The organism is Sulfurospirillum tamanense, from assembly GCF_016937535.1.
Lineage (GTDB): Bacteria > Campylobacterota > Campylobacteria > Campylobacterales > Campylobacteraceae > Sulfurospirillum_B > Sulfurospirillum_B tamanense.
Window position 1 is genome coordinate 57,384 of sequence record NZ_JAFHKK010000006.1, and the last position, 19,103, is coordinate 76,486.

At 47.7% G+C, this 19,103-nt stretch carries 21 protein-coding genes; 14 read left to right on the forward strand and 7 right to left on the reverse strand.

What is annotated here, in order from left to right:
- Nucleotides 1-3 precede the first annotated feature (3 nt).
- The 7 genes from JWV37_RS04240 (at nucleotide 4) to mnmL (ending at nucleotide 5,224) form a co-directional block, all read left to right on the forward strand.
- Nucleotides 4-324, forward strand: a complete 321-nt coding sequence (locus tag JWV37_RS04240; protein WP_205458531.1) for a YraN family protein — start codon at nucleotides 4-6, stop codon at nucleotides 322-324.
- A gap of 87 nt (nucleotides 325-411) precedes the next feature.
- On the forward strand, nucleotides 412-726 hold the full coding sequence (gene trxA / locus JWV37_RS04245) for a thioredoxin (protein WP_205458532.1): 315 nt from the start codon (nucleotides 412-414) through the stop codon (nucleotides 724-726).
- A 68-nt stretch (nucleotides 727-794) separates the two neighbouring features.
- Nucleotides 795-1,178 (forward strand): hypothetical protein, encoded by a 384-nt coding sequence (locus JWV37_RS04250; protein ID WP_205458533.1) that lies wholly within the window; start codon nucleotides 795-797, stop codon nucleotides 1,176-1,178.
- Between the two features lie 9 nt (nucleotides 1,179-1,187).
- The gene (gene trxB / locus JWV37_RS04255) at nucleotides 1,188-2,132 is read left to right on the forward strand and encodes a thioredoxin-disulfide reductase (protein WP_205458534.1); all 945 of its coding nucleotides are present in this window, start codon (nucleotides 1,188-1,190) and stop codon (nucleotides 2,130-2,132) included.
- On the forward strand, nucleotides 2,133-2,903 hold the full coding sequence (gene dapB, locus JWV37_RS04260) for a 4-hydroxy-tetrahydrodipicolinate reductase (RefSeq protein WP_205458535.1): 771 nt from the start codon (nucleotides 2,133-2,135) through the stop codon (nucleotides 2,901-2,903).
- 13 nt (nucleotides 2,904-2,916) lie between these two features.
- Nucleotides 2,917-4,254 carry an amidophosphoribosyltransferase gene (purF, locus tag JWV37_RS04265; RefSeq protein WP_205458536.1) on the forward strand — a complete coding sequence of 446 codons (1,338 nt, stop codon included), beginning with the start codon at nucleotides 2,917-2,919 and terminating at the stop codon, nucleotides 4,252-4,254.
- Nucleotides 4,255-4,285: 31 nt separating this feature from the next.
- Entirely contained in the window at nucleotides 4,286-5,224 is a 939-nt protein-coding gene (gene mnmL, locus JWV37_RS04270) for a tRNA modification radical SAM protein MnmL/YtqA (protein WP_205458537.1), read from the forward strand.
- On the opposite strand, the gene JWV37_RS04275 is transcribed toward mnmL, so the two are convergent.
- Genes JWV37_RS04275 through JWV37_RS04295 form a run of 5 tightly spaced genes read right to left on the reverse strand, consistent with a single transcriptional unit; the run spans nucleotide 5,221 to nucleotide 8,995 of the window.
- A complete protein-coding gene (locus JWV37_RS04275) occupies nucleotides 5,221-5,757 on the reverse strand; it encodes a DUF2393 family protein (protein ID WP_205458538.1) in 537 nt (178 codons plus the stop codon). The two genes, mnmL and JWV37_RS04275, sit on opposite strands and share 4 nt — an antisense overlap.
- Nucleotides 5,757-6,299 carry a DUF2393 family protein gene (locus tag JWV37_RS04280; protein ID WP_205458539.1) on the reverse strand — a complete coding sequence of 181 codons (543 nt, stop codon included), beginning with the start codon at nucleotides 6,297-6,299 and terminating at the stop codon, nucleotides 5,757-5,759. The genes JWV37_RS04275 and JWV37_RS04280 overlap by 1 nt, the downstream gene beginning before the upstream one ends.
- Complete coding sequence (gene hisIE / locus JWV37_RS04285) at nucleotides 6,274-6,963, reverse strand: bifunctional phosphoribosyl-AMP cyclohydrolase/phosphoribosyl-ATP diphosphatase HisIE (protein WP_205458540.1); 690 nt, start codon at nucleotides 6,961-6,963, stop codon at nucleotides 6,274-6,276. Before hisIE ends, JWV37_RS04280 begins: the two co-directional genes overlap by 26 nt.
- A 3-nt stretch (nucleotides 6,964-6,966) precedes the next feature.
- On the reverse strand, nucleotides 6,967-8,061 hold the full coding sequence (locus JWV37_RS04290) for a prohibitin family protein (RefSeq protein ID WP_205458541.1): 1,095 nt from the start codon (nucleotides 8,059-8,061) through the stop codon (nucleotides 6,967-6,969).
- Between the two features lie 19 nt (nucleotides 8,062-8,080).
- Nucleotides 8,081-8,995, reverse strand: a complete 915-nt coding sequence (locus tag JWV37_RS04295) for a branched-chain amino acid transaminase (protein WP_205458542.1) — start codon at nucleotides 8,993-8,995, stop codon at nucleotides 8,081-8,083.
- A gap of 147 nt (nucleotides 8,996-9,142) precedes the next feature.
- Between JWV37_RS04295 and bcp the strand changes: the two genes are divergently transcribed.
- From bcp to JWV37_RS04330, 7 genes are read left to right on the forward strand one after another with little or no spacing between them, the layout of a single operon-like run.
- On the forward strand, nucleotides 9,143-9,610 hold the full coding sequence (gene bcp / locus JWV37_RS04300; protein ID WP_205458543.1) for a thioredoxin-dependent thiol peroxidase: 468 nt from the start codon (nucleotides 9,143-9,145) through the stop codon (nucleotides 9,608-9,610).
- Nucleotides 9,541-10,608, forward strand: coding sequence for an asparaginase (locus JWV37_RS04305; protein ID WP_205458544.1), 1,068 nt, complete (start codon nucleotides 9,541-9,543; stop codon nucleotides 10,606-10,608). The genes bcp and JWV37_RS04305 overlap by 70 nt, the downstream gene beginning before the upstream one ends.
- Nucleotides 10,605-11,222 (forward strand): LysE family translocator, encoded by a 618-nt coding sequence (locus JWV37_RS04310; RefSeq protein ID WP_205458545.1) that lies wholly within the window; start codon nucleotides 10,605-10,607, stop codon nucleotides 11,220-11,222. The genes JWV37_RS04305 and JWV37_RS04310 overlap by 4 nt, the downstream gene beginning before the upstream one ends.
- Nucleotides 11,223-11,238: 16 nt before the next feature.
- A complete protein-coding gene (locus tag JWV37_RS04315) occupies nucleotides 11,239-12,933 on the forward strand; it encodes a SulP family inorganic anion transporter (protein WP_369407650.1) in 1,695 nt (564 codons plus the stop codon).
- Nucleotides 12,896-15,583: a cation-transporting P-type ATPase gene (locus JWV37_RS04320; protein ID WP_205458546.1), complete on the forward strand. Its 2,688-nt coding sequence runs from the start codon at nucleotides 12,896-12,898 to the stop codon at nucleotides 15,581-15,583. Before JWV37_RS04315 ends, JWV37_RS04320 begins: the two co-directional genes overlap by 38 nt.
- Nucleotides 15,584-15,592: 9 nt before the next feature.
- Nucleotides 15,593-15,952, forward strand: coding sequence for a hypothetical protein (locus JWV37_RS04325; RefSeq protein WP_205458547.1), 360 nt, complete (start codon nucleotides 15,593-15,595; stop codon nucleotides 15,950-15,952).
- Nucleotides 15,949-17,214, forward strand: a complete 1,266-nt coding sequence (locus tag JWV37_RS04330; protein ID WP_205458548.1) for an NAD(P)/FAD-dependent oxidoreductase — start codon at nucleotides 15,949-15,951, stop codon at nucleotides 17,212-17,214. Before JWV37_RS04325 ends, JWV37_RS04330 begins: the two co-directional genes overlap by 4 nt.
- Nucleotides 17,215-17,333: 119 nt before the next feature.
- Here the strand turns inward: JWV37_RS04330 and JWV37_RS04335 are convergent, their stop codons facing one another.
- Nucleotides 17,334-17,798 (reverse strand): hypothetical protein, encoded by a 465-nt coding sequence (locus tag JWV37_RS04335; RefSeq protein WP_205458549.1) that lies wholly within the window; start codon nucleotides 17,796-17,798, stop codon nucleotides 17,334-17,336.
- Complete coding sequence (locus JWV37_RS04340; protein WP_205458550.1) at nucleotides 17,795-19,066, reverse strand: DEAD/DEAH box helicase; 1,272 nt, start codon at nucleotides 19,064-19,066, stop codon at nucleotides 17,795-17,797. Before JWV37_RS04340 ends, JWV37_RS04335 begins: the two co-directional genes overlap by 4 nt.
- Between the last annotated feature and the right edge of the window lie 37 nt (nucleotides 19,067-19,103).

The window sequence follows — 19,103 nt, forward strand, 5'->3', positions numbered from 1 at the left end:
GTCATGGGCCTTGGCCAAGAAGGAGAAGCAAAGGCACGTGCTTTTCTTCTTGACCAAGGCTTAAGCATCATTGCGACGAATTTTCATTCCCGTTTTGGTGAGATAGATATCGTCGCCAAAAGCACAAAAACCCTTCATTTTATTGAAGTCAAAAGTACCAAACACGAAGATGCCCTTGGGCGCATTACTCCTGCGAAAATGCAAAAAATCCAAAAGACAATCGATTACTTTTTGTACAAACATGCCTTTACATGTAACTACCAAATTGACGCAATAATTGTGACAAAAAATGGTCTTGAATGGCTTCAAAACATAAGCTACTAAAGGGCAAAAGGAGTAATGCCCATCGCTATGGTTTCTTTAAACTTATAGGCGGTATAATGCCTCCTATTGAATACCTAAGGAGAAAAAATGGGAAAATACATTGATTTAAACGCATCAAATTTTGATATTTCTAAAGAAGGTGTTGCGTTGGTTGACTTTTGGGCCCCTTGGTGTGGACCGTGTCGTATGATCGCTCCTGTGATTGAAGAGTTGGCAGAGGAGTTTGAAGGTAAGGCAAAAATTTGTAAAGTAAACACAGATGAAGAGCAAGACATTGCCATTCAGTTTGGCATTCGCTCTATCCCTACTATCCTCTTTTTTAAAGACGGTGAAATGGTAGACCAAATGGTCGGTGCTTCTTCAAAACAAGTTTTGGCGGATAAGCTTAATTCATTGCTCTAATGAGAAATGTTAGAGGGAGAAGTCCCTTCTCCCTTAATTACCTTTTTGCTTCTTTTTTCGGCGCATTGATGATTGCAAGTGCGTTTGCATACTACAACTACCGGTTTTCTGAGTACAAATTCATCGATTTTAGCGAGTGGATTTTTTACCAAAAATCGGAACTATTTCAACCCACTTCCGACCAGTATACCGTGCTTGTATTGAGCTCAAACAAAGATGATATAAAAGCATTGCTCCCTAAGATTACAACAGAGCATCCCGTGTTGGTAGTGGATTTGTACCAAAAAAGAGAAGCATCTTCTTCGCAGGTGCAGTATGTGAGTGCAGGCATGAATACCCTTTTGCCTTTTGTGCATCGGTTTGGAATTTATGAAATTCCCTCAGTGTTTGAAATTACAATAGAGCGTGATTTGCTTTATAAACAAAACAGTCCATTGCGGACGATTCGTTAAGGAGACGTTGTGTTAGATTTAGCGATTATTGGGGGTGGCCCCGCAGGATTAACCGCTGGCTTATACGCCACACGCGGTGGATTAAAAGACGTTGTGATGTTTGAAAAAGGAATGCCTGGCGGACAAATCACACAAAGCAGTGAAATTGAAAACTACCCAGGCGCACCCAAGGTACTCACAGGGTTGGAGTTTATGGAGTCGTGGCCAGAACAAGCCATGCGGTTTGGATTAAAACATGAGATGGAAGAAGTGTTGCGCGTAAGCAAACAGCCTAATAATGTTTTTGAGCTTACTTTGGCGGGTGGAAAAACCGTTCATGCTAAAAGTGTGATTGTGTGCACAGGAAGCAATCCAAAGCGCGCGGGCTTTGAAGGGGAAGACACATTTTTTGGTAAAGGTGTCAGTACGTGTGCGACATGCGATGGGTTTTTTTACAAAGGCAAAGAAGTGGCCGTGCTTGGTGGAGGCGATACAGCCTTGGAAGAGGCCTTGCATTTGGCAAAAACATCCAGTAAAATTTACCTGATTCACCGCAGAGATGCTTTTCGTGCCTCACCCGCAACTGTTGAAAAAGTAAAAAATACGCCCAACATTGAGTTGGTCTTGAATGCTCAAATTAAAAAAGTGTACGGTGGCCCCATGGGTGTTGATGGGGTGATTGTGGCGGATAAAGCAGGCAATGAACGTGACCTTAAGGTGCCTGGTATTTTTACCTTTGTGGGCATGAATGTCAACAATGGTATTTTACGCCAAGAAAATGGAGACGTGCTGTGCGAACTTAGCAAAGCAGGTGAAGTGATTGTCGATTTATCGATGAAAACAAGTACACCAGGACTATTTGCCGCGGGAGACATTCGTATCGAAGCGCCCAAACAGGTGGTATGTGCCGCGGGCGATGGAGCAACAGCAGCGCTTAGTGCTATGGGATACCTTGAACATTGGGAGAGTAAATAAATGCTAAAAATTGGAATCCATGGTTCTACGGGCCGTATGGGCCGTATGATTATTGAAAACTTAGAAGAAGACTTGGAGGCAAATGCAGCTGTGTTGCACGCCATCGAAACCTTTTCTTTTGCGCCACCCAAAGAGGCCATAATTACAGATACGGTTACTGCATTGTGTGAACACAGTGATGTGATTATTGATTTTACTCTCCCCGTTGGCACCGAAGCTCTGCTTGAAGCAGCGATAAAATCGCCCCGCCCACTTGTTGTTGGAACAACAGGATTAAGTGAGCATCAACAAAACTTGCTCAAAGAAGCAGCAACACAAATGCCTATTTTGTATTCGACCAACATGTCTTTAGGGGTGGCGGTGTTGAACCGCTTGGTAGAGCTGGCTTCTAAAAGTTTGCGTGAATTTGATATTGAGATTGTGGAACAACATCATCGCTACAAAAAAGACGCCCCTAGCGGAACAGCCATGACCTTGGGTGAACATGCAGCACGCGGTCGCGGACTTGAGTTAAACGAAGTGCGTGTTAGTGGTCGCAATGGCATGATTGGAGAGCGTACTAAAGATGAAATTGCCATTATGGCCTTACGTGGTGGTGATATTGTTGGACGCCATACGGTTGGATTTTATAACGATGGCGAGTTTATTGAGATGAACCATACCGCCACGAGCCGCAATACCTTTGCCAAAGGCGCTATTCGCGCGGCAAAATGGATTGTCAACCAAGAAAATGGTCTTTATCACATCAGTGATTGCCTTGGGCTAAATTAAAGGATCGGTATAAATGTGCGCAGTTGTAGGAATATTTGATTCAAAAGAAGCGGCTAAGGTTGCTTATTATGCGTTGTTTGCCATGCAGCATCGTGGCCAAGAGGCTACAGGCATTAGCACAAGTAACGGCAGTTCTATCAAGACAGTAAAGCGACGCGGATTAGTAACGGATGTGTTTGATGAAGAGGCATTTAAACTTCTTCAAGGAGCCATGGCAGTGGGTCATAATCGCTATTCCACAGCAGGAAGCGCTTCTGTTTTGGATGCGCAACCTGTTACAGCAAGCTACCAGTTGGGTGAAATTTCCATTGTGCACAACGGTAATTTAGTCAATAAAAACGAAGTACGCAGTAGATTAATTGAAGAGGGCGCTATTTTTCAATCTTCAATGGACACCGAAAACATCATTCATTTGATTGCCCGTAGCCAGCAAGAGCGTTTGCAAGACCGCATTGTAGAGGCCCTTGAAGCCATCAAGGGTGCGTATTCACTTTTAATTTTATCGCGCCACAAAATGTTTGCCATACGTGACCGCTATGGGGTGCGCCCTCTTTCTCTAGGAAAACTACCTGATGGCGGGTATATTGTTGCCAGTGAAACTTGTGCGTTTGATTTGGTGGGGGCAGAGTTTGTGCGCGACATTCGTCCTGGAGAAATGGTCATTTTTGAAGAGGGCAAAAAGGCCCCAAGAAGTGTACAACTGTTTGAGCCAGACCCTCGTATTTGTGCTTTTGAGTATATCTATTTTGCAAGGCCAGACAGTATCATTGAAGGTAAAAATGTCTACCAAGTGCGTCAACGAATGGGAAGGGCACTGGCAAAAGAGTCCGCTTCAAAAGCAGATTTGGTGATTCCTGTGCCAGACAGCGGTGTGGCTGCTGCTTTGGGTTATGCTAAAGAAAGTGGCATTCCTTTTGAGATGGCAATTGTGCGCAATCACTATGTGGGACGCACATTCATTGAGCCAACACAAAAAATGCGGGATTTAAAAGTCAAGCTCAAACTTTCTCCAATGCGTTCTGTATTGGAAGGAAAAAGTGTTGTAGTGATTGATGATAGCATTGTACGCGGCACCACAAGCAAGCAGATTGTGCGTCTTTTAAAGAGTGTTGGTGTGAAAGAAGTGCACTTAAAAATCGCTGCACCGCCCATTAAACATCCTTGCCGCTATGGTATTGATACGCCAAGTTACGAAGAGCTTATTAGTGCTAATCATACCGAAGAAGAAGTGTGTGAGTATGTAGGTGCGGATTCACTCTCGTTTCTCTCTATTGAGGCCCTTATAGAAAGCATTGGTGACAAACAACGCTATTCGTTGGTAAGTTTTGACGGTAACTACTTTATCCAGTAAATCAAGCACCTCCTTGAAAGAGGTGCTGACTATGGGACGCTATTTTCGGCAAACATTTGGCACGAGTGTGTACAAAGTGCCTGTTTCTATTATGGGATTTACATGCCCTAATATCGATGGAACAGTGGCTAAGGGCGGGTGTATTTATTGCGAAAATGAATCTTTTAGCCCAAACCTTTCGCAAGGAAATTCCTCCCCAAAATTTCGCCTTAGCCATACAAGCCCTAACCCTTTTTTGGAGGAGCAGTTAGCACAATTAGAGGCACAAGTAGCAGACACTAAGTCTAAGTTGGTGCATAAATTTAAAGCAAAGCAATTTCTTGTTTATTTTCAATCTTTTACCAACACCTATGCCCCTCTTGACACCCTTAAAGCCCTGTATGAAAGAGCGTTACGTTTTGAGGGTGTTGTGGGGATTAGTATAGGCACTCGCTCGGACGCTATGACCGAAGAAGTGCTTGAATACTTGGGTGGATTGGCGAAAAAATGGGAAATATGGGTAGAGTTTGGTGTGCAGTCGTGTCACGATGAAACCCTAAAGCGCATTAACCGTGGGCATGATTTTGAAAATGCTAGCTTGTGGATTGAAAAATGTAAGGCAAAAGGGCTTAAGGTTTGTGCCCATGTTATCTTTGGGCTCCCTGGGGAAAACCAAGCTATGATGCTTGAGTCTGTGCAAAAAACAGCCGCCTTGGGCATTAATGCCATCAAAATACACCCCTTGTATGTTACTAAGCGTACAGCTCTTGCTAATGAGTATGCCAAAGGCAGGTTTGTACCCATGGAAGAAGCACTCTATCTTGATACGCTAGTAAAAACACTACACTTGCTTCCTTCTGATGTGGTGGTGCAGCGGATCACAGCAGGAGTGGATGATGACACATTGATTGCGCCTGCATGGTGTGGAAACCTCAAGCAACAGCGTAAACATATTCGCTTGGCGTTGGAGGAGGCGGGACTGTACTATTAGCGACAGTGGAGTTTTTGAAAAGTGGTAGTGCGCTGAAAATGGCTTGGATAGGGCATTGATACGCTAAAGTTCCGCAGTTCTTCAGGGCGTAAGTTTGTTGCAATGGTAAAGGTTTGTGTAACAGTGGATGCCTTCTCGTCCTTTTTTGTCCCAAAAGAAAGTCCAGTGGTAGGTTTAAAGACCTGAGAACCGCTTAGCCCGCCAGCACTGATAGGATTATTGACAAGTTTAACTTCAAAAAAACACTTTCCAATGGTAAAGTTTCCAATGTTGCGTATTTGGCCTGAAAAGGTGATTTGTTCAGAGATGAGCACTCTTTTTTGTGTCAAGTTCTCAATAACCGCGCTTTTAGTGTACTTGTCTAAAACCAACATAGAAAATACCATTAACATTAAAGTAACAAGCGTATTTGAAAAAATCATTGCCCAAAAGACTTTTGGGCGTTTTTCACGGCGCGTTAAAAGTACCAAAAGCACAAAAACACCTAATAAAAAAAGCAAGGCAATGATATGTAAAATGGTAAAGTATCCCATTAATAACACTCCGCTTTAGTAACTACTTCCATTGTTTCCTCATCCAACCTAAAAGGTTCAATTACTGTTTCAAAAGGTACCACCTCTGTACTACTTAGAGGGGTTTGAATGGATATCGACGTTTGGTGTAAAGGTTTTAATGTGGCAAGAAAACGGGATAATTCCCCCTCTTTTTTTGGCACTACCATGAAAGAAACGCGGCACCATGCAAAAGGTTTTGGAGAAGTGTTGGCAAGGGAGCCTTGAAGAATAAGGGTTTGTGAAAAAAGAAGTTGTTGCACATGATTTAGGGTAAGTTGATGGCTTCGCAAGGAGCGGTCAAGGTAGTATTTTATGAAAAAAGGAGCTCCAAAAAGCAGTGCCAAGTCCAACAAAACGATGATGATAGCAAGCCCAGGGCGTTTTTTGGCAAGTAAAATAGCTAAAAAAATAAATAAAAAAAAGAGAAGAATCAGCCAAGCAAAGGCGATGTAATCGCCCATTTGAAAATGGCTAATATAAACAAGCAAGGGGTGTTTAGCTGTTTCCATGGTCCCGCGCATTTTTCTCTTCGATGCCGCTTAGTCCAAAACGGCGCGCAAGTTCTTGCTTAACCCTATCAGGATGAATGTCGCGGTAGCCTAGGGCTACAAGGGTGTGAAACAGCAAATCGGCCGCTTCATAAATAGCTTCTTGAATGTTATTGTCTTTGATAGCAAAGCAAAACTCTGCTGCTTCTTCAGCCACTTTTTTAAGGAGTGTATTTTCGCCCTTGGTGTAGAGTTTGGCTACGTAAGAGGTTTCAGGATTGGCAAGTTTACGTTCGTTGATGACGTGGTAGAGATGGTCAACAACACCGTACATAGCCACCGTGTCTGCGTCGACATGCCCGAGGACTTCACCTGTGTCTACCCGATTAAAAAAGCACGAAGGCCGTCCAGTGTGACACGCAAGACCTGTTTGGGTTACATGTAAAAGCAGGGTATCGTTGTCGCAATCTAAAAAAATAGCGTCTATTTTTTGCACATGGCCGCTACTTTCACCCTTTTTCCACAACCGTTGTTTGGTGCGTGAAAAATAGTGCGCATACCCCTCTTTACATGTAAGGGTATAGGCTTCTTCGTTCATGTAGGCGAGCATTAGCACTTCTCTGGAGTGGGTGTCTTGAACCACTACTGGAAGAAGGCCATCAACCTTCTTCCAGTCTACTACGAAAGACGCTTCCATGGGTTACTGAGAAACACTTGTGGTTTTTTGAGCATCTTTACTATCTACCCAAATGTTTGGCACTGCGCCTCCAGGAGTAAGGAAAAGCTTGGCATCTTTGTTTTCACGCAAAGCTTCGTTGAATTTATTTTGCACTTCGATTTGACGGAGTTCTAAAAGACGCGGTGTTAAGCTCTTGCCGATCTCTAAGTTAGCGTACGCGTTAGCATCCGCTTCGATTTTAATAGCATCGGCTTCACCCCGTGATTCGATGATACGTGCTTGTGCAGTACCTTCGGCTAGGGCTGCCCGCTTAAGGGCTTCTTGGTTGGCGCGTTCTACTTCATAACGGGTGCGTTCCACCTCTTGACGCGCTACTTGGACCCGCTCAATTTGCTCTTTGATTTTAATGGGAAGGATAATCTCGCGCAATTGCACGGAGAGTAAGTCTGCAGGCATGTTAGGCTGGTTTTCCATGCGCACACGAATCCCCTCTTCAATCAAGGTAGCGATTTCATTACGGTTCATAGGCAACTCTTCTGCGGCGTATTTGCCGGCAACCGAGCGCACCACTTCACGGGCAACAGGGTTGATGATTTTATCTTCCCATGCTAAACCCCATGCGGCAATGGTTTGGGGCGCGTTAGCCGCGTTGAGTCGGTACTGAACAGTGATGTCGATAGAAACAGGAAGGCCCCTTGCGTCTAAAACAGCAATGGAGGCTTTTCGTGTGATACCAGAACCGCGTTGAATGATTTCTCCTACATCCTCTTGAGAGGCGTAGTTAATGATGCGCGCTTTAGTGTCCACGACAATGACTTGCTGAATAAAAGGAATAAAAAGGTGAAATCCTGGTTGCATTGGGATGGGATCAAACTTACCGGCGGTAGCTTTGATGCCCACTTCACCAGAGTTGATAATCACAAAAGGTTTGGCAATGACGGTAATGACGATGAGGGCTAAAAGCACATAAAAAATTCCCGCTTTTTTTCCAAAATCTTTGAAAAAATTAGGTGGTTCAAAATTAAAGCTCGGGCCTCCGCCACCGTTGTTGTTTCCGCCACCGCTGTTTCCGCCACCGTTGCGCTTTTTAAAATAGTCGTTCAAATCTGCTGGCATAATATATTTCCTTTGGGTATTAGATATAGGTTAAAAGATGCTCGTATGCGGGGTTTCGCCCGTATACCACATCAAAATAGGCTTCTTGGAGCTCCTTGGTCATGGTCCCTCTTGTCCCATTACCAATGACACGGCCGTCCACGTTGCGAATGGGCGTAACTTCAGCGGCTGTGCCTGTAAAAAAGGCTTCATCGGCCATATAGACTTCATCGCGCGTGACCCGACGGCGCTCAACAGGGATGCCTTTGGCGCGAGCAAGTTCAAGGACCATGCCTTGGGTGATGCTTTCTAGTGAGTTGTCATTGGGTGGAGAGATGAGCACGCCATCGCGGATAATAAAAAAGCACTCCCCGCTTCCCTCGGCGATAAAACCATCATCGTCCAGTAAAAGCGCCTCGTCATACCCTGCGTCTTTGGCTTCAAATTTGGCCATTTGAGAGTTGAGGTAGTTGGCTACTGCTTTGGCTTTGCCCATAGTGGATTTCACAGGGTTGCGTACAAACGAAGAGATTTTGACACGAATGCCTTTTTCTAGGCCTTCTTCGCCAAGATACGTGCCCCATTCCCACGCGGCAATCGCCGTGCGCACAGGCGCGCTAACGTGGTACAAACCCATCACGCCATATCCTAGAAAGATAAGGGGGCGCAAGTAGACATTGCTTTTAAAGTGATTTTTGCGCAAGAGTTCGATCTGCGCTTGCTCTAGGGTTTCAAGGTCAAAATTAGGGGTAATCATGGTAATCTTGGCGGAGTTGAGTAACCGTGTGGTGTGTTCACGCAATTTAAAGATAGCCAAGCCTTTTTGGGTTTGGTAGGCACGTGTGCCCTCAAAAACACCATTTCCATAGTGAAGGGTGTGGGTTAAGATGTGAACATTGGCCTCATCCCAAGGAACAAATGTGCCATCCATCCAGATAAATTCTGCTTTATTCATCGTTTTGCCTTTGCTTGAAAATAAAGGGATATAAAGGACACATAGTCTAACTAAGAATTCTTTAAAAGGAGGTTTAATCTCCTTTTTAGGCCCTTACATGTAAAAAGAGGGAAGTGCTATAATACACAAAAATTTTAAGGAGACCTTATGCCAAAATGTGGAGATTTAGCCCCAGAATTTTGCTTGCCTAACCAAGACGAAGCTGAAGTATGTTTGCGCGACATTAAAGGAAGATGGATTGTGCTTTACTTTTACCCCAAAGACAACACGCCTGGATGCACCACGGAAGCCTGCGATTTTACCGCCGCTCTTCCTGAGTTTGACGCCCTTGATGCAGTGGTGTTAGGCGTGAGTCCTGATAGTCCCAAAAAACACCGCAATTTTATTGAGAAAAAAGAGTTAGGCATTACGCTGTTGTCCGATGAGAGCACGCAAATGGCCCAAGAATACGGCGTGTGGCAGTTGAAAAAAATGTGCGGCAAAGAGTACATGGGCATCGTACGCACGACGTTTATCATCGACCCTAAAGGCAAGATTGCCCACGTGTGGGAAAACGTCAAAGTCAAAGACCACGCCAAAGCGGTGCGCGAAACCTTGGCAAAGCTACAAGCATGAGCAACACCGTCGCGCGTGTGTACCGGGGAAAATGGGTGGATTTAACCCACCAAGCCCATGTGGCCGTGGTGGATAAAAACGGCAAGTTGCTCTACAGCTTAGGTGATCCTGAGCGTTTTACCTTTGTGCGCTCCTCGGCAAAACCCTTTCAGGCTCTTGTGGCGTGCGAGAGTGGCGCGGTTGAGGGGTATGGGTTAAATGATGAAGCACTGGCCTTGTTGTGCGCTTCTCACAATGGAGAAGCTTTACATGTAAAGAATGTGGTGGAGATTTTGGAAAAAGCGGGCTTAGGGGAAGCGGCGTTGCAGTGTGGTACCCATCCTTCTTTGGCTCCTGCTGTTGCCAAAACCCAACCTTCTGTGCTTACTAACGCCTATTCTAATTGCTCAGGAAAACACACGGGTATGCTCATTACCACGCAGTGGTTGGGCGAAGATGTTACGACCTATTTGGAGCCTTCTCACCCCCACCAAGAGCGCATCTTGGAGGTTCTTTCAGAGCTTAGTGACACGCCAAAAGAGGCCATCGGTTTAGCGACAGATGGGTGTGGAGTGCCAGTACACTCCCTTCCGTTACGCTCTTTTGCATTGGCGACCGCGCACATGGCAGACCCCAGTGCTTTGGAGCCCAAGCGGGCAGCGTACCTTAGGCGGATTGCTGGGGCGATGATGGCGCATCCATTTATGGTGGCAGGTTCGGGTCGGGTGTGTACCCGCCTTATGGAAGAAGCCAAGGGTGAAGCCTTTGTGAAACTCGGCGCAGATGGGTACTATATGGCAGGGGTGCCTAGCAAGGGTTGGGGCATTACATGTAAAGTGGAAGATGGCAATGTCGCCATTTGCGAAGGGCTGATTATCCACGTGTTGCACCAGCTTGGGGTCTTGTCTCAAGAAGGGTTTGATGCCCTTGAGGGCTTTCATTCGCCCAAACGCACCAATCACCGCGGCGAAGTGGTGGGGCGCGTGGCGTACGATGTTGTGTTGAGAGAACACCCGTGAGTGAATACGCGTTTTTATTGCCCTTAGCGGCAGTTAATCTCTTAGGCGCCATGAGTCCAGGGCCCAGTTTTGTCATCGTGGCTAAGACCGCACTGGGAGAATCTAAAGAAGCAGGGTTGGCCGTTGCCCTTGGCATGGGATTGGGCGCGGCATGCTTTTTCCTTTTGGCAGCCTTTGGATTGTACGCTATCTTGGAAACCGTTCCCATGCTGTACATGGTGCTAAAAATAGCGGGCGGCCTTTACTTGTGTTATTTGGCGGTGATGATTTTTAAACACGCCAAGACGCCTTTGAGCACCATCAAGCGTGTTAAGGAGAAACACTGGCTAGGTTACGTGGGGTACGGGCTGGCAGTGCAACTAAGTAATCCCAAAACGGCTATTGTCATCGGGAGTGTTGTCGTGGCATTTTTACCCAAAGAAATCCCGCCTTTTACCCCGTGGCTTTTGGCACTTATGGGGCTTGTAACAGACGTGGGATGGTACGCAACTGTAGTATTGCTTTTTTCGCGCCCAAAAGCACAACAAACATATTTAAGACTCAAAACAAGCATAGACCGCGTGGCCGGTGTTGCTCTTGGAGCATTAGGAATCAAGGTGTTGGCTACGCCTTAAGAAAAAAGGAATCAAGGTGAAGTTTTCTCCAAAAGCATTCATGCCAGAACTGTTTTTAATACTCCGATCGGGCTATAAAAAAGAGTACCTTGGCGGGGATCTGTTTGGCGGGATTACGGTTGCAATCGTCGCGCTTCCTTTGGCGATGGCCTTTGCCATTGCCAGTGGTGTGGGGCCAGAAAAAGGGATTATCACCGCCATTGTTGCGGGCATACTGGCCTCCTTGTTTGGGGGTAGTCGGGTGCAAATCAGCGGCCCGACGGGTGCTTTTGTGGTAGTGATTTATGACATTGTGCTGCGGCACGGGTACGAAGGGCTTGCCCTAGCGACCCTGATGGCAGGCGTGATGCTGATGGTGATGGGTTTGTTTCGTTTGGGCGCAGTTATTAAGTTCATCCCTTACCCTGTCATCACGGGCTTTACCGCGGGGATTGCCTTGCTTATTTTTTCTTCCCAAGTGGCCGACATGTTGGGCTTAAAGATTGACCAAATGCCAGGAGATTTTCTCTCCAAATGGCAGGTTATCTTTTCCCATCTTTTTCAAACCAATGGGATTGCTTTGGTGTTGGGGTTGGTGTGTGTTGGGCTGATTGTAGGGGCAAAACGCGTGTTTCCCAAAGTGCCTGGACCCATTGTGGCGGTCATTTTTGGGGCCGTAGCGGTACAGGTGTTTAACCTGCCGGTGGAGACCATTTACAGCCGTTTTGGGGAGATTTCACCGACACTTCCAACTCCGAGTTTTGCCATGGATATTTCCCTTGAAAACATCAAACTTCTTTTTCCCTCCGCCATGACCATTGCCCTTTTGGCGGCTATTGAGTCGCTGTTGTGCGCCGTGGTGGCCGATGGAATGATAGGCTCGCGCCACAATTCCAACAGCGAACTCTTGGGCCAAGGGATTGCCAACATAGGCTCCATCGCCTTTGGCGGCATCCCAGCAACCGCGGCCATCGCCCGCACGGCAACCAACATCAAAGCAGGGGGTAAAACACCCCTTTCTGGCATCATTCATGCGGTAGTGCTAATCTTGTTCATGGTCTATTTGGCGCCTTATATTGTCATGATTCCTCTTTCGGCATTGGCGGCGATTTTGATGGTCGTGGCGTGGAATATGTCGGAGATTGAGAATGTCAAACACTTGTTTAAGGCCCCCACCAGTGACGTGGCTGTGTTGGCGACGACCTTTTTGCTCACGGTGCTCATCGACCTTACCGTCGCGGTGCAAGTGGGTGTGGTGCTGGCGGCTATTTTGTTCATCAAGCGTATTATCTCCGTCAGCGCCATTTTGGACAACAAAATTGCCACGTACGAACCCTTACCTGAAGCGTTCAATGACCCCGATGGGATTGAATATAAGGCGATTAAGGAAGGGGTGGAGGTGTATGAGATTAATGGGCCTTTTTTCTTCGGGATTGCCGATCGCTTAAAGTTTGTCTTAGACGCTATCGGGGTGACACCCCGCGTGTTTGTGTTGCGGATGCGCCATGTGCCTTTTATCGACGCCACAGGGATGTATGCACTCAAAGAATTTCAAGAAAAATGCGTAGCCAAAGGAACCGTTTTGGTGCTCTCAGGCGTCCAACCGCCCTTGTTGAAAGATTTAAAACGCTTTGGATTTGTCGGACGTGTGGGGGAAGAAAACATCTTTGACCACATTGACCAAGCACTCATCCATGCCAACACACTGGCGGTACACCATGAAAAAAATTGACACACCGATTTATGCCCTTGAGGCAGACGCGGCGCTTTTACATGTAAAGAGTTCTCCCGAAGGATTAAGTTCCCAAGAAGCCACTTTGCGCCTTGAGCGTGATGGCCCAAACCGCCTAAGCGAACCTCCCAAAGAGAGCGCGTTGAAGCGTTTTGTTTACCAGTTTCACAACGTGCTCATTTACGTGCTTTTGGGCGCGGCACTGCTTACGGCGGTGTTGGAGCACTGGATTGATACAGGGGTGATTATTGGGGTGGTGCTCGTCAATGCCATCATCGGGTTTGTGCAAGAAGGCAAAGCGGAAAAAGCTTTGGAAGGGTTGCGCCAAATGCTCGCTTCTAAAGCAACGGTATTGCGCGATGGCGCATGGAGCGAAATAGACGCGGCACTTTTGGTAGAAGGAGACGTGGTGCGGTTGCGCTCAGGAGACCGCGTGAGTGCGGACATGCGTCTTTTGGAAGTGACGGGTTTGCGCATCGAAGAAGCAGCGCTCACAGGAGAGTCTGTGCCTGTGTTTAAAGAGACCAAGCCTGTGCGCGAAGAAGCGGGCGTGGGGGATCGCTCCTGCATGGCCCATTCGAGCACACTTGTGGTGGCAGGGCGTGGTGTGGGGGTTATTACCGCCACGGGCCCCCGCAGTGAGATTGGGCGCATTGGAACGATGATGCTAGAAGTGGAAACACTGCAAACGCCTTTAACGCTTCAGATGGAAGCTTTTGGAAAGATACTCTCGCTTGCCATTATAGGCATTGCGGTTTGTTTTGGATTGTTGGGGTGGTGGTTGCACGGTTATGGACTTGAGGAGATTTTTTTAGCGGCCATTGGATTTGCGGTGGCAACGATTCCAGAAGGGTTACCCGCCATCATGACCATCACCTTGGCTCTTGGGGTGGAGCGCATGGCCAGACGCAATGCTATCACCCGAAAGCTGACCGCCGTGGAGACATTGGGTTCGGTGAGTGTGATTTGTTCAGACAAAACAGGCACCCTTACATGTAACGAAATGACCGTGCGCCACGTGGTAACGCCAAAGGGAATGTACGGGGTGAGCGGCACAGGGTATGCCCCCGTGGGAGAAGTGCAGTTTGAAGGGGAGGCGGTGGTTCTTGAAGACCACCCCGTGCTAGGGCATTTTGCCCGTGCTATGGCCCTGTGTAATGATGCGGACATTGTGCAAAAAGAGGAGAAATGGGAGCTAGTGGGTGAACCCACCGAAGGGGCGCTACGGGCATTTGGGATGAAACTGGGCGTGACGCCAAAGGCCAAACGCCTAGGGGTCATTCCCTTTGAATCAGAAAATAAGTTTATGGCGACGCTGGTGGAGGGTGAAAAACGGGAGATTTTCCTTAAAGGTGCACCCGATAGGCTTTTAGAACGCGCCGCATTTCAATGGGGTGCTTCGGGGTTAGAGCCTTTGGATAAGGCTTTTTGGGAAGGGCAGATTGAGGCCTTAAGCTTCCAAGGGTTGCGGGTGTTAGCAGCGTGCGCAAAAGAGGCGGCGGCAGACCAAGAGATATTGGGCATGGAAGACGTGCAAGAAGGGATGGTGTTTTTAGGATTGGCGGGCATTGTAGACCCACCGCGACCCGAAGCTATAGAAGCCATCAAAGCGTGCCATAGCGCGGGTATCAGGGTGGTGATGATTACCGGAGACCACGGCGGTACGGCTATGGCCATTGCTAGAGAGATGGGCATTACAAGTGAAAGGGTCATCACGGGCGAAGAGATTGAGAAGGCAGATGAGGTATCTTTGCGCGAAAAAGTCCTTACATGTAACGTTTTTGCCAGAACCAGTCCCGAACACAAACTCCGTCTTGTCAAAGCCTTTCAAGCGGGTGGCGCAGTCGTGGCCATGACGGGCGATGGGGTCAATGACGCCCCTGCGCTTAAGCGGGCAGATGTGGGCATAGCCATGGGCATCAAAGGCACGGAAGCGACCAAAGAGGCGGCGAAGATTGTGCTTGCGGATGATAATTTTAGCTCCATTGCCGCGGCAGTCAAAGAGGGGCGTACCATTTACGATAACCTCAAAAAAGCCATCGTGTTTATTTTGCCCACCAACGGCGCGGAGGGGTTGGTAATCCTTACAGCGGTGCTTTTTGGTTTGGCTCTTCCGTTGACCCCTTTGCAAATTTTGTGGGTCAATATGGTTACGGCTGTAACCTTGGCCCTTGCCCTTTCTTTTGAACCCTCGGAACCCGACATCATGCGCCGTCCTCCGCGCAAGAGTGGGGAGCGCATCTTGGATGGGGTGTTGGTGTGGCGCATCGGGTTTGTCTCTGTGTTGATTGGCGGGGCGACCATGGGCGTCTTTTTTTATGAAATACACGAAGGGGTGGGCTTGGAAGTGGCGCGAACCATCGCGGTCAATACCCTTGTGTTTGGGGAGATTTTTTACCTCTTTAATGCGCGGTTTTTGCGCACTTCAAGCCTCAGGAAAGAAAAACTGTTTTCCAATCCCGTTGCATGGGTGTGTGTGGGGATATTGTTGGTTTTGCAATTGGTATTTGTGTACATGCCATTTATGCAGTTTTTGTTTGCCTCAAGCGCCCTTGCGTGGAAGCATTGGTTTATTTCATTGGGAATTGGTATGGTAATTTTTGGTATAGTGGAGGCCGAAAAAGCGCTTATGCGCCGTCTTTACATGTAAGGAGTTTTTATGGCAATCGTTTTTGTTTACAATGCTAACAGTGGGTTGTTTAACACCTTGGGTGACATTGCCCATAAGGTCTTTTCTCCGAGTACCTACGCGTGTAATTTGTGTGGCGTTACCCACACGCCCTTAGGCATGCGCAAAGAGTGGAAAGAGTACTTGGAAAGCTTACATGTAGAGAAAGAGTTTTTACACGCAGACGAGCTTGAAGCGACATATGGAATCAAAGACCTTGCTTTGCCCGCTATTTTATTTAAAGAGGAGCAGGGCGTAAAACCTTGGATTAGTGCAGAAGAACTTAATGCATGTAAGGATTTAGAAAGCATGAAAGCTTTGGTTTCAGGAAAACTTAAAGAGCGTGCATGAAATCCTATTATGATGTCATCATCGTGGGGTCTGGCCCTGCGGGATTGGGCGCGGCCTTTAAGCTAGCGGAAAAGTCAACCCATTCGGTGTTGCTCTTGGAAAAGAAAAAAATCAGTTCAGGGGGCTTGCGTAATGACTGCAAGCAAAACTACACTTTTCCTGTGGGGTTTCCCTTGGAGCATTGGAGCAAAGAAGAGGCACACGACTTACTTGAAGAGGTTAAAACCCACCTAAATCCTGCTCTTGAAACCAAGCAACACATTGAAAAATACCAAGCCCGTGCTCGAAAAATCGGTGTGGAGATTTTGAGCATTGACCAAGCCCATGTGGGCACGGACAAATCTGCCGCGCTCATTAAAGGGCTCATCGCAAAGCTCAAAGCCCTAGGCGTGGACGTGGCTTTGGAGACCGAAGCGGTACATGTACATGCAGAAACTAAAGAGGTGGAGCTTGGCTCTGGCGAGCGGGTCGGGTTTGGGGATGTGGTGTTAGCCCCTGGGCGGGGGGATTACGACTGGTTGCAACGGCAAATGGAAGCCATGAATGTGCCTTACAGTGACAACATCGTGGACATTGGGATTCGCGTGGAGACCAAGGAAGAAAACTACCCCATTGTGCGGGATTATTATGACCCAAAGATTTTGTTTCCAGGCAAAGTGCGCACTTTTTGTACTAACTCAGGATGCGCTCACATCGTGCGGGAAAGCTACAAAGGGTATTATTCTGTTAACGGCCACTCCCTTTCGCGCGACCATGCGTCCAATGGCTTGGTAAATTTTGCCATGCTTAAAACCATTCGCCTCACCGAACCTGTGGTGAGCGGACAGCAGTTTGGAAAGATTTTGGGGGAAATGGTCATGCAACTCAGCGGCGGTTCGGTCATCATGCAACGGGTGGGAGATTTTCGCTTGGGTTCGCGCAGTAAAAAAGAGACCTTTAACAGCGACTTGTATGACTTTGAACCTACGCTCAAAAACGCGGTGGCGGCGGATTTGTCTTTGAGTATGCCTGCAAAAATCTTGCGGGATATTTGGAAGTCCTTAAAGATGCTAGATACCATCATCCCAGGCGTGTTGCACCCTTCGACTATTTTATATTATCCTGAGATTAAAACTTACTCTAACAAGCCCACGTTCATCAATAGAGACTTTGCGGTGCGCCCCCATGTGTACATCATCGGTGACGCCGCAGGGACGAGTCGTGGGATTACCGCGGCATGGGCGTGCGGCATCCGCGCCGCACAGGGGATTTTAAAACACTAGAGCAATGTTCTCGCTCATTCTCGGTTTGTCGTCCTGACAAACCTCCGGGGGTTCTCAGCCAACGCTTATCCTGAGCGTTTAACAGCCTCGAAAACCCGCTCACACACTGCTCTAGGTTTTTACACAGCGGGTGCGCTTAACTCTTTTACCGCCGCTTCGTCTAGGAGTGCTTCTACGACACTGTACCCTTTGCGCAATGCTTCGCTTAGCGCCGCATCGATGGCTTCTTGGTCGTTTTTGTCTTTGGGGACATTTTTGTTAGGCAGGGCGCAATTGTTGTAAAAATCATGCAAATACGCCACACCAGCGCGATAATCCAACCGATGGGTCAGTTCATTTTTGAGTTTTCGGGTTTCGTTCATGATGGTGTAAGCTTGCTTGTCGATGAGTCCTAGGGACAAAAGCTCTTCGAGGAGTTTAAACTGAGTGACACTGCGCGAGGAGTTGGGTACAAGGGCTTCGGCGACAAATTCATAATACGCTTCAACGACCAAAATCAGTACATAAGGGCTTGTGCCAAGGGGGCTGGTTTCTTCTTGAATGAAGCGCTTAAAGTGGTCGAGTTTTTCTAAAGGGATGCTCATCGTTTGGCCTTTTTGGTGGGGTGTTTTTGAGTGGGTTTGGTGGCGGTTTTTGCGTTTGTTTTTTTACCTAGTTTAGTGTCAGGTTTTTTACCTTTTTGGGTAGGCCTTTTGCCTTGTTTTTTGGGCTTAGGAATATGCCAACGTTTGGCTTCAAAGCCTTCTAAAAAGTCGATTTTAAAGGTGCGTTTAGCAAGGGCTTCAATCTCTTTGAGTTTGCTTTTATCCTCAGGTGTGACGAGCGTAAAGGCTTCACCGCTCTCTCCTGCGCGGCCTGTACGTCCGATGCGGTGGATGTAATCTTCTGCATCAGGGGGCAGGTCAAAGTTGATAATCACAGGCAATTTTTCAATGTCCAGCCCGCGCGAAGCGATGTCAGTGGCGACGAGCACTTGAATCACCCCTGCTTTAAAAGCATTGAGCGCTTTGGCGCGGTGGGCGTAGGGGATGTCGCCGTGAAAAATAGCCGTTTTTAGGCCGCTTTCTTTCAAGTGCGCGCCTAGAACGTCAGCACTGCCTTTGGTTCTAGTAAAGACCAACGCTTGGGAAAAATTACGCGACCCAATGAGGTAAGAAAGGAGCTCGTTTTTTTGCTCTTTGTCACACCCGTAAAAGATTTGAGCAATGTGCGAGGTGTCTGGCACCGTGGGTGTGAGGGCGATGGTGAGGGGTTTTTTGAGGCAAATCTCTGAAAACCGCTTGATAGATTTGTTGAGGTTGACGGAAAAAAGCAAGGTTTGGCGTTTTTTCGGAAAGAGCGCGACAAGGGTTTGCACATCTGCCCAAAAGCCCATGTCTAAGATGCGGTCTGCCTCATCAAACACCACTAAACGCAAGCTCTCTAGACTCACATTGCCTAGCTTCAAATGCTCTAACAAACGCCCAGGCGTGGCGATTAGAATCTGCACACCGCTTTCGAGTTTTTTGGTTTGAGTGGAAAGTTTTGCACCCCCGTACACAGCACAACTTGTCAATCCTGTGTGTTGCGCGTAAGTTCGCACACTGCGCTCCACTTGCGTGGCCAGTTCGCGGGTAGGCACAAGGATGAGTCCGCGAAGGGCAGGGGAGGCGGGGCTGTTGATGAGGTTGTGAAGCAGGGGCAACACGTATGCGGCAGTTTTGCCTGTGCCTGTTTGGGCTGTGGCCATAAGGTCGCGCCCTTGGAGGATAAGTGGGATGACTTTTTCTTGGACGGGCGTGGGCACATTGTAGCCAAGCGTGGCAAGAGTTGTGCACAAACGTGGGTCAATTCCCAGCGATTGAAATGGCATGGTATTCCTTTGGGGGATTTAAAAGGCATTATACCTC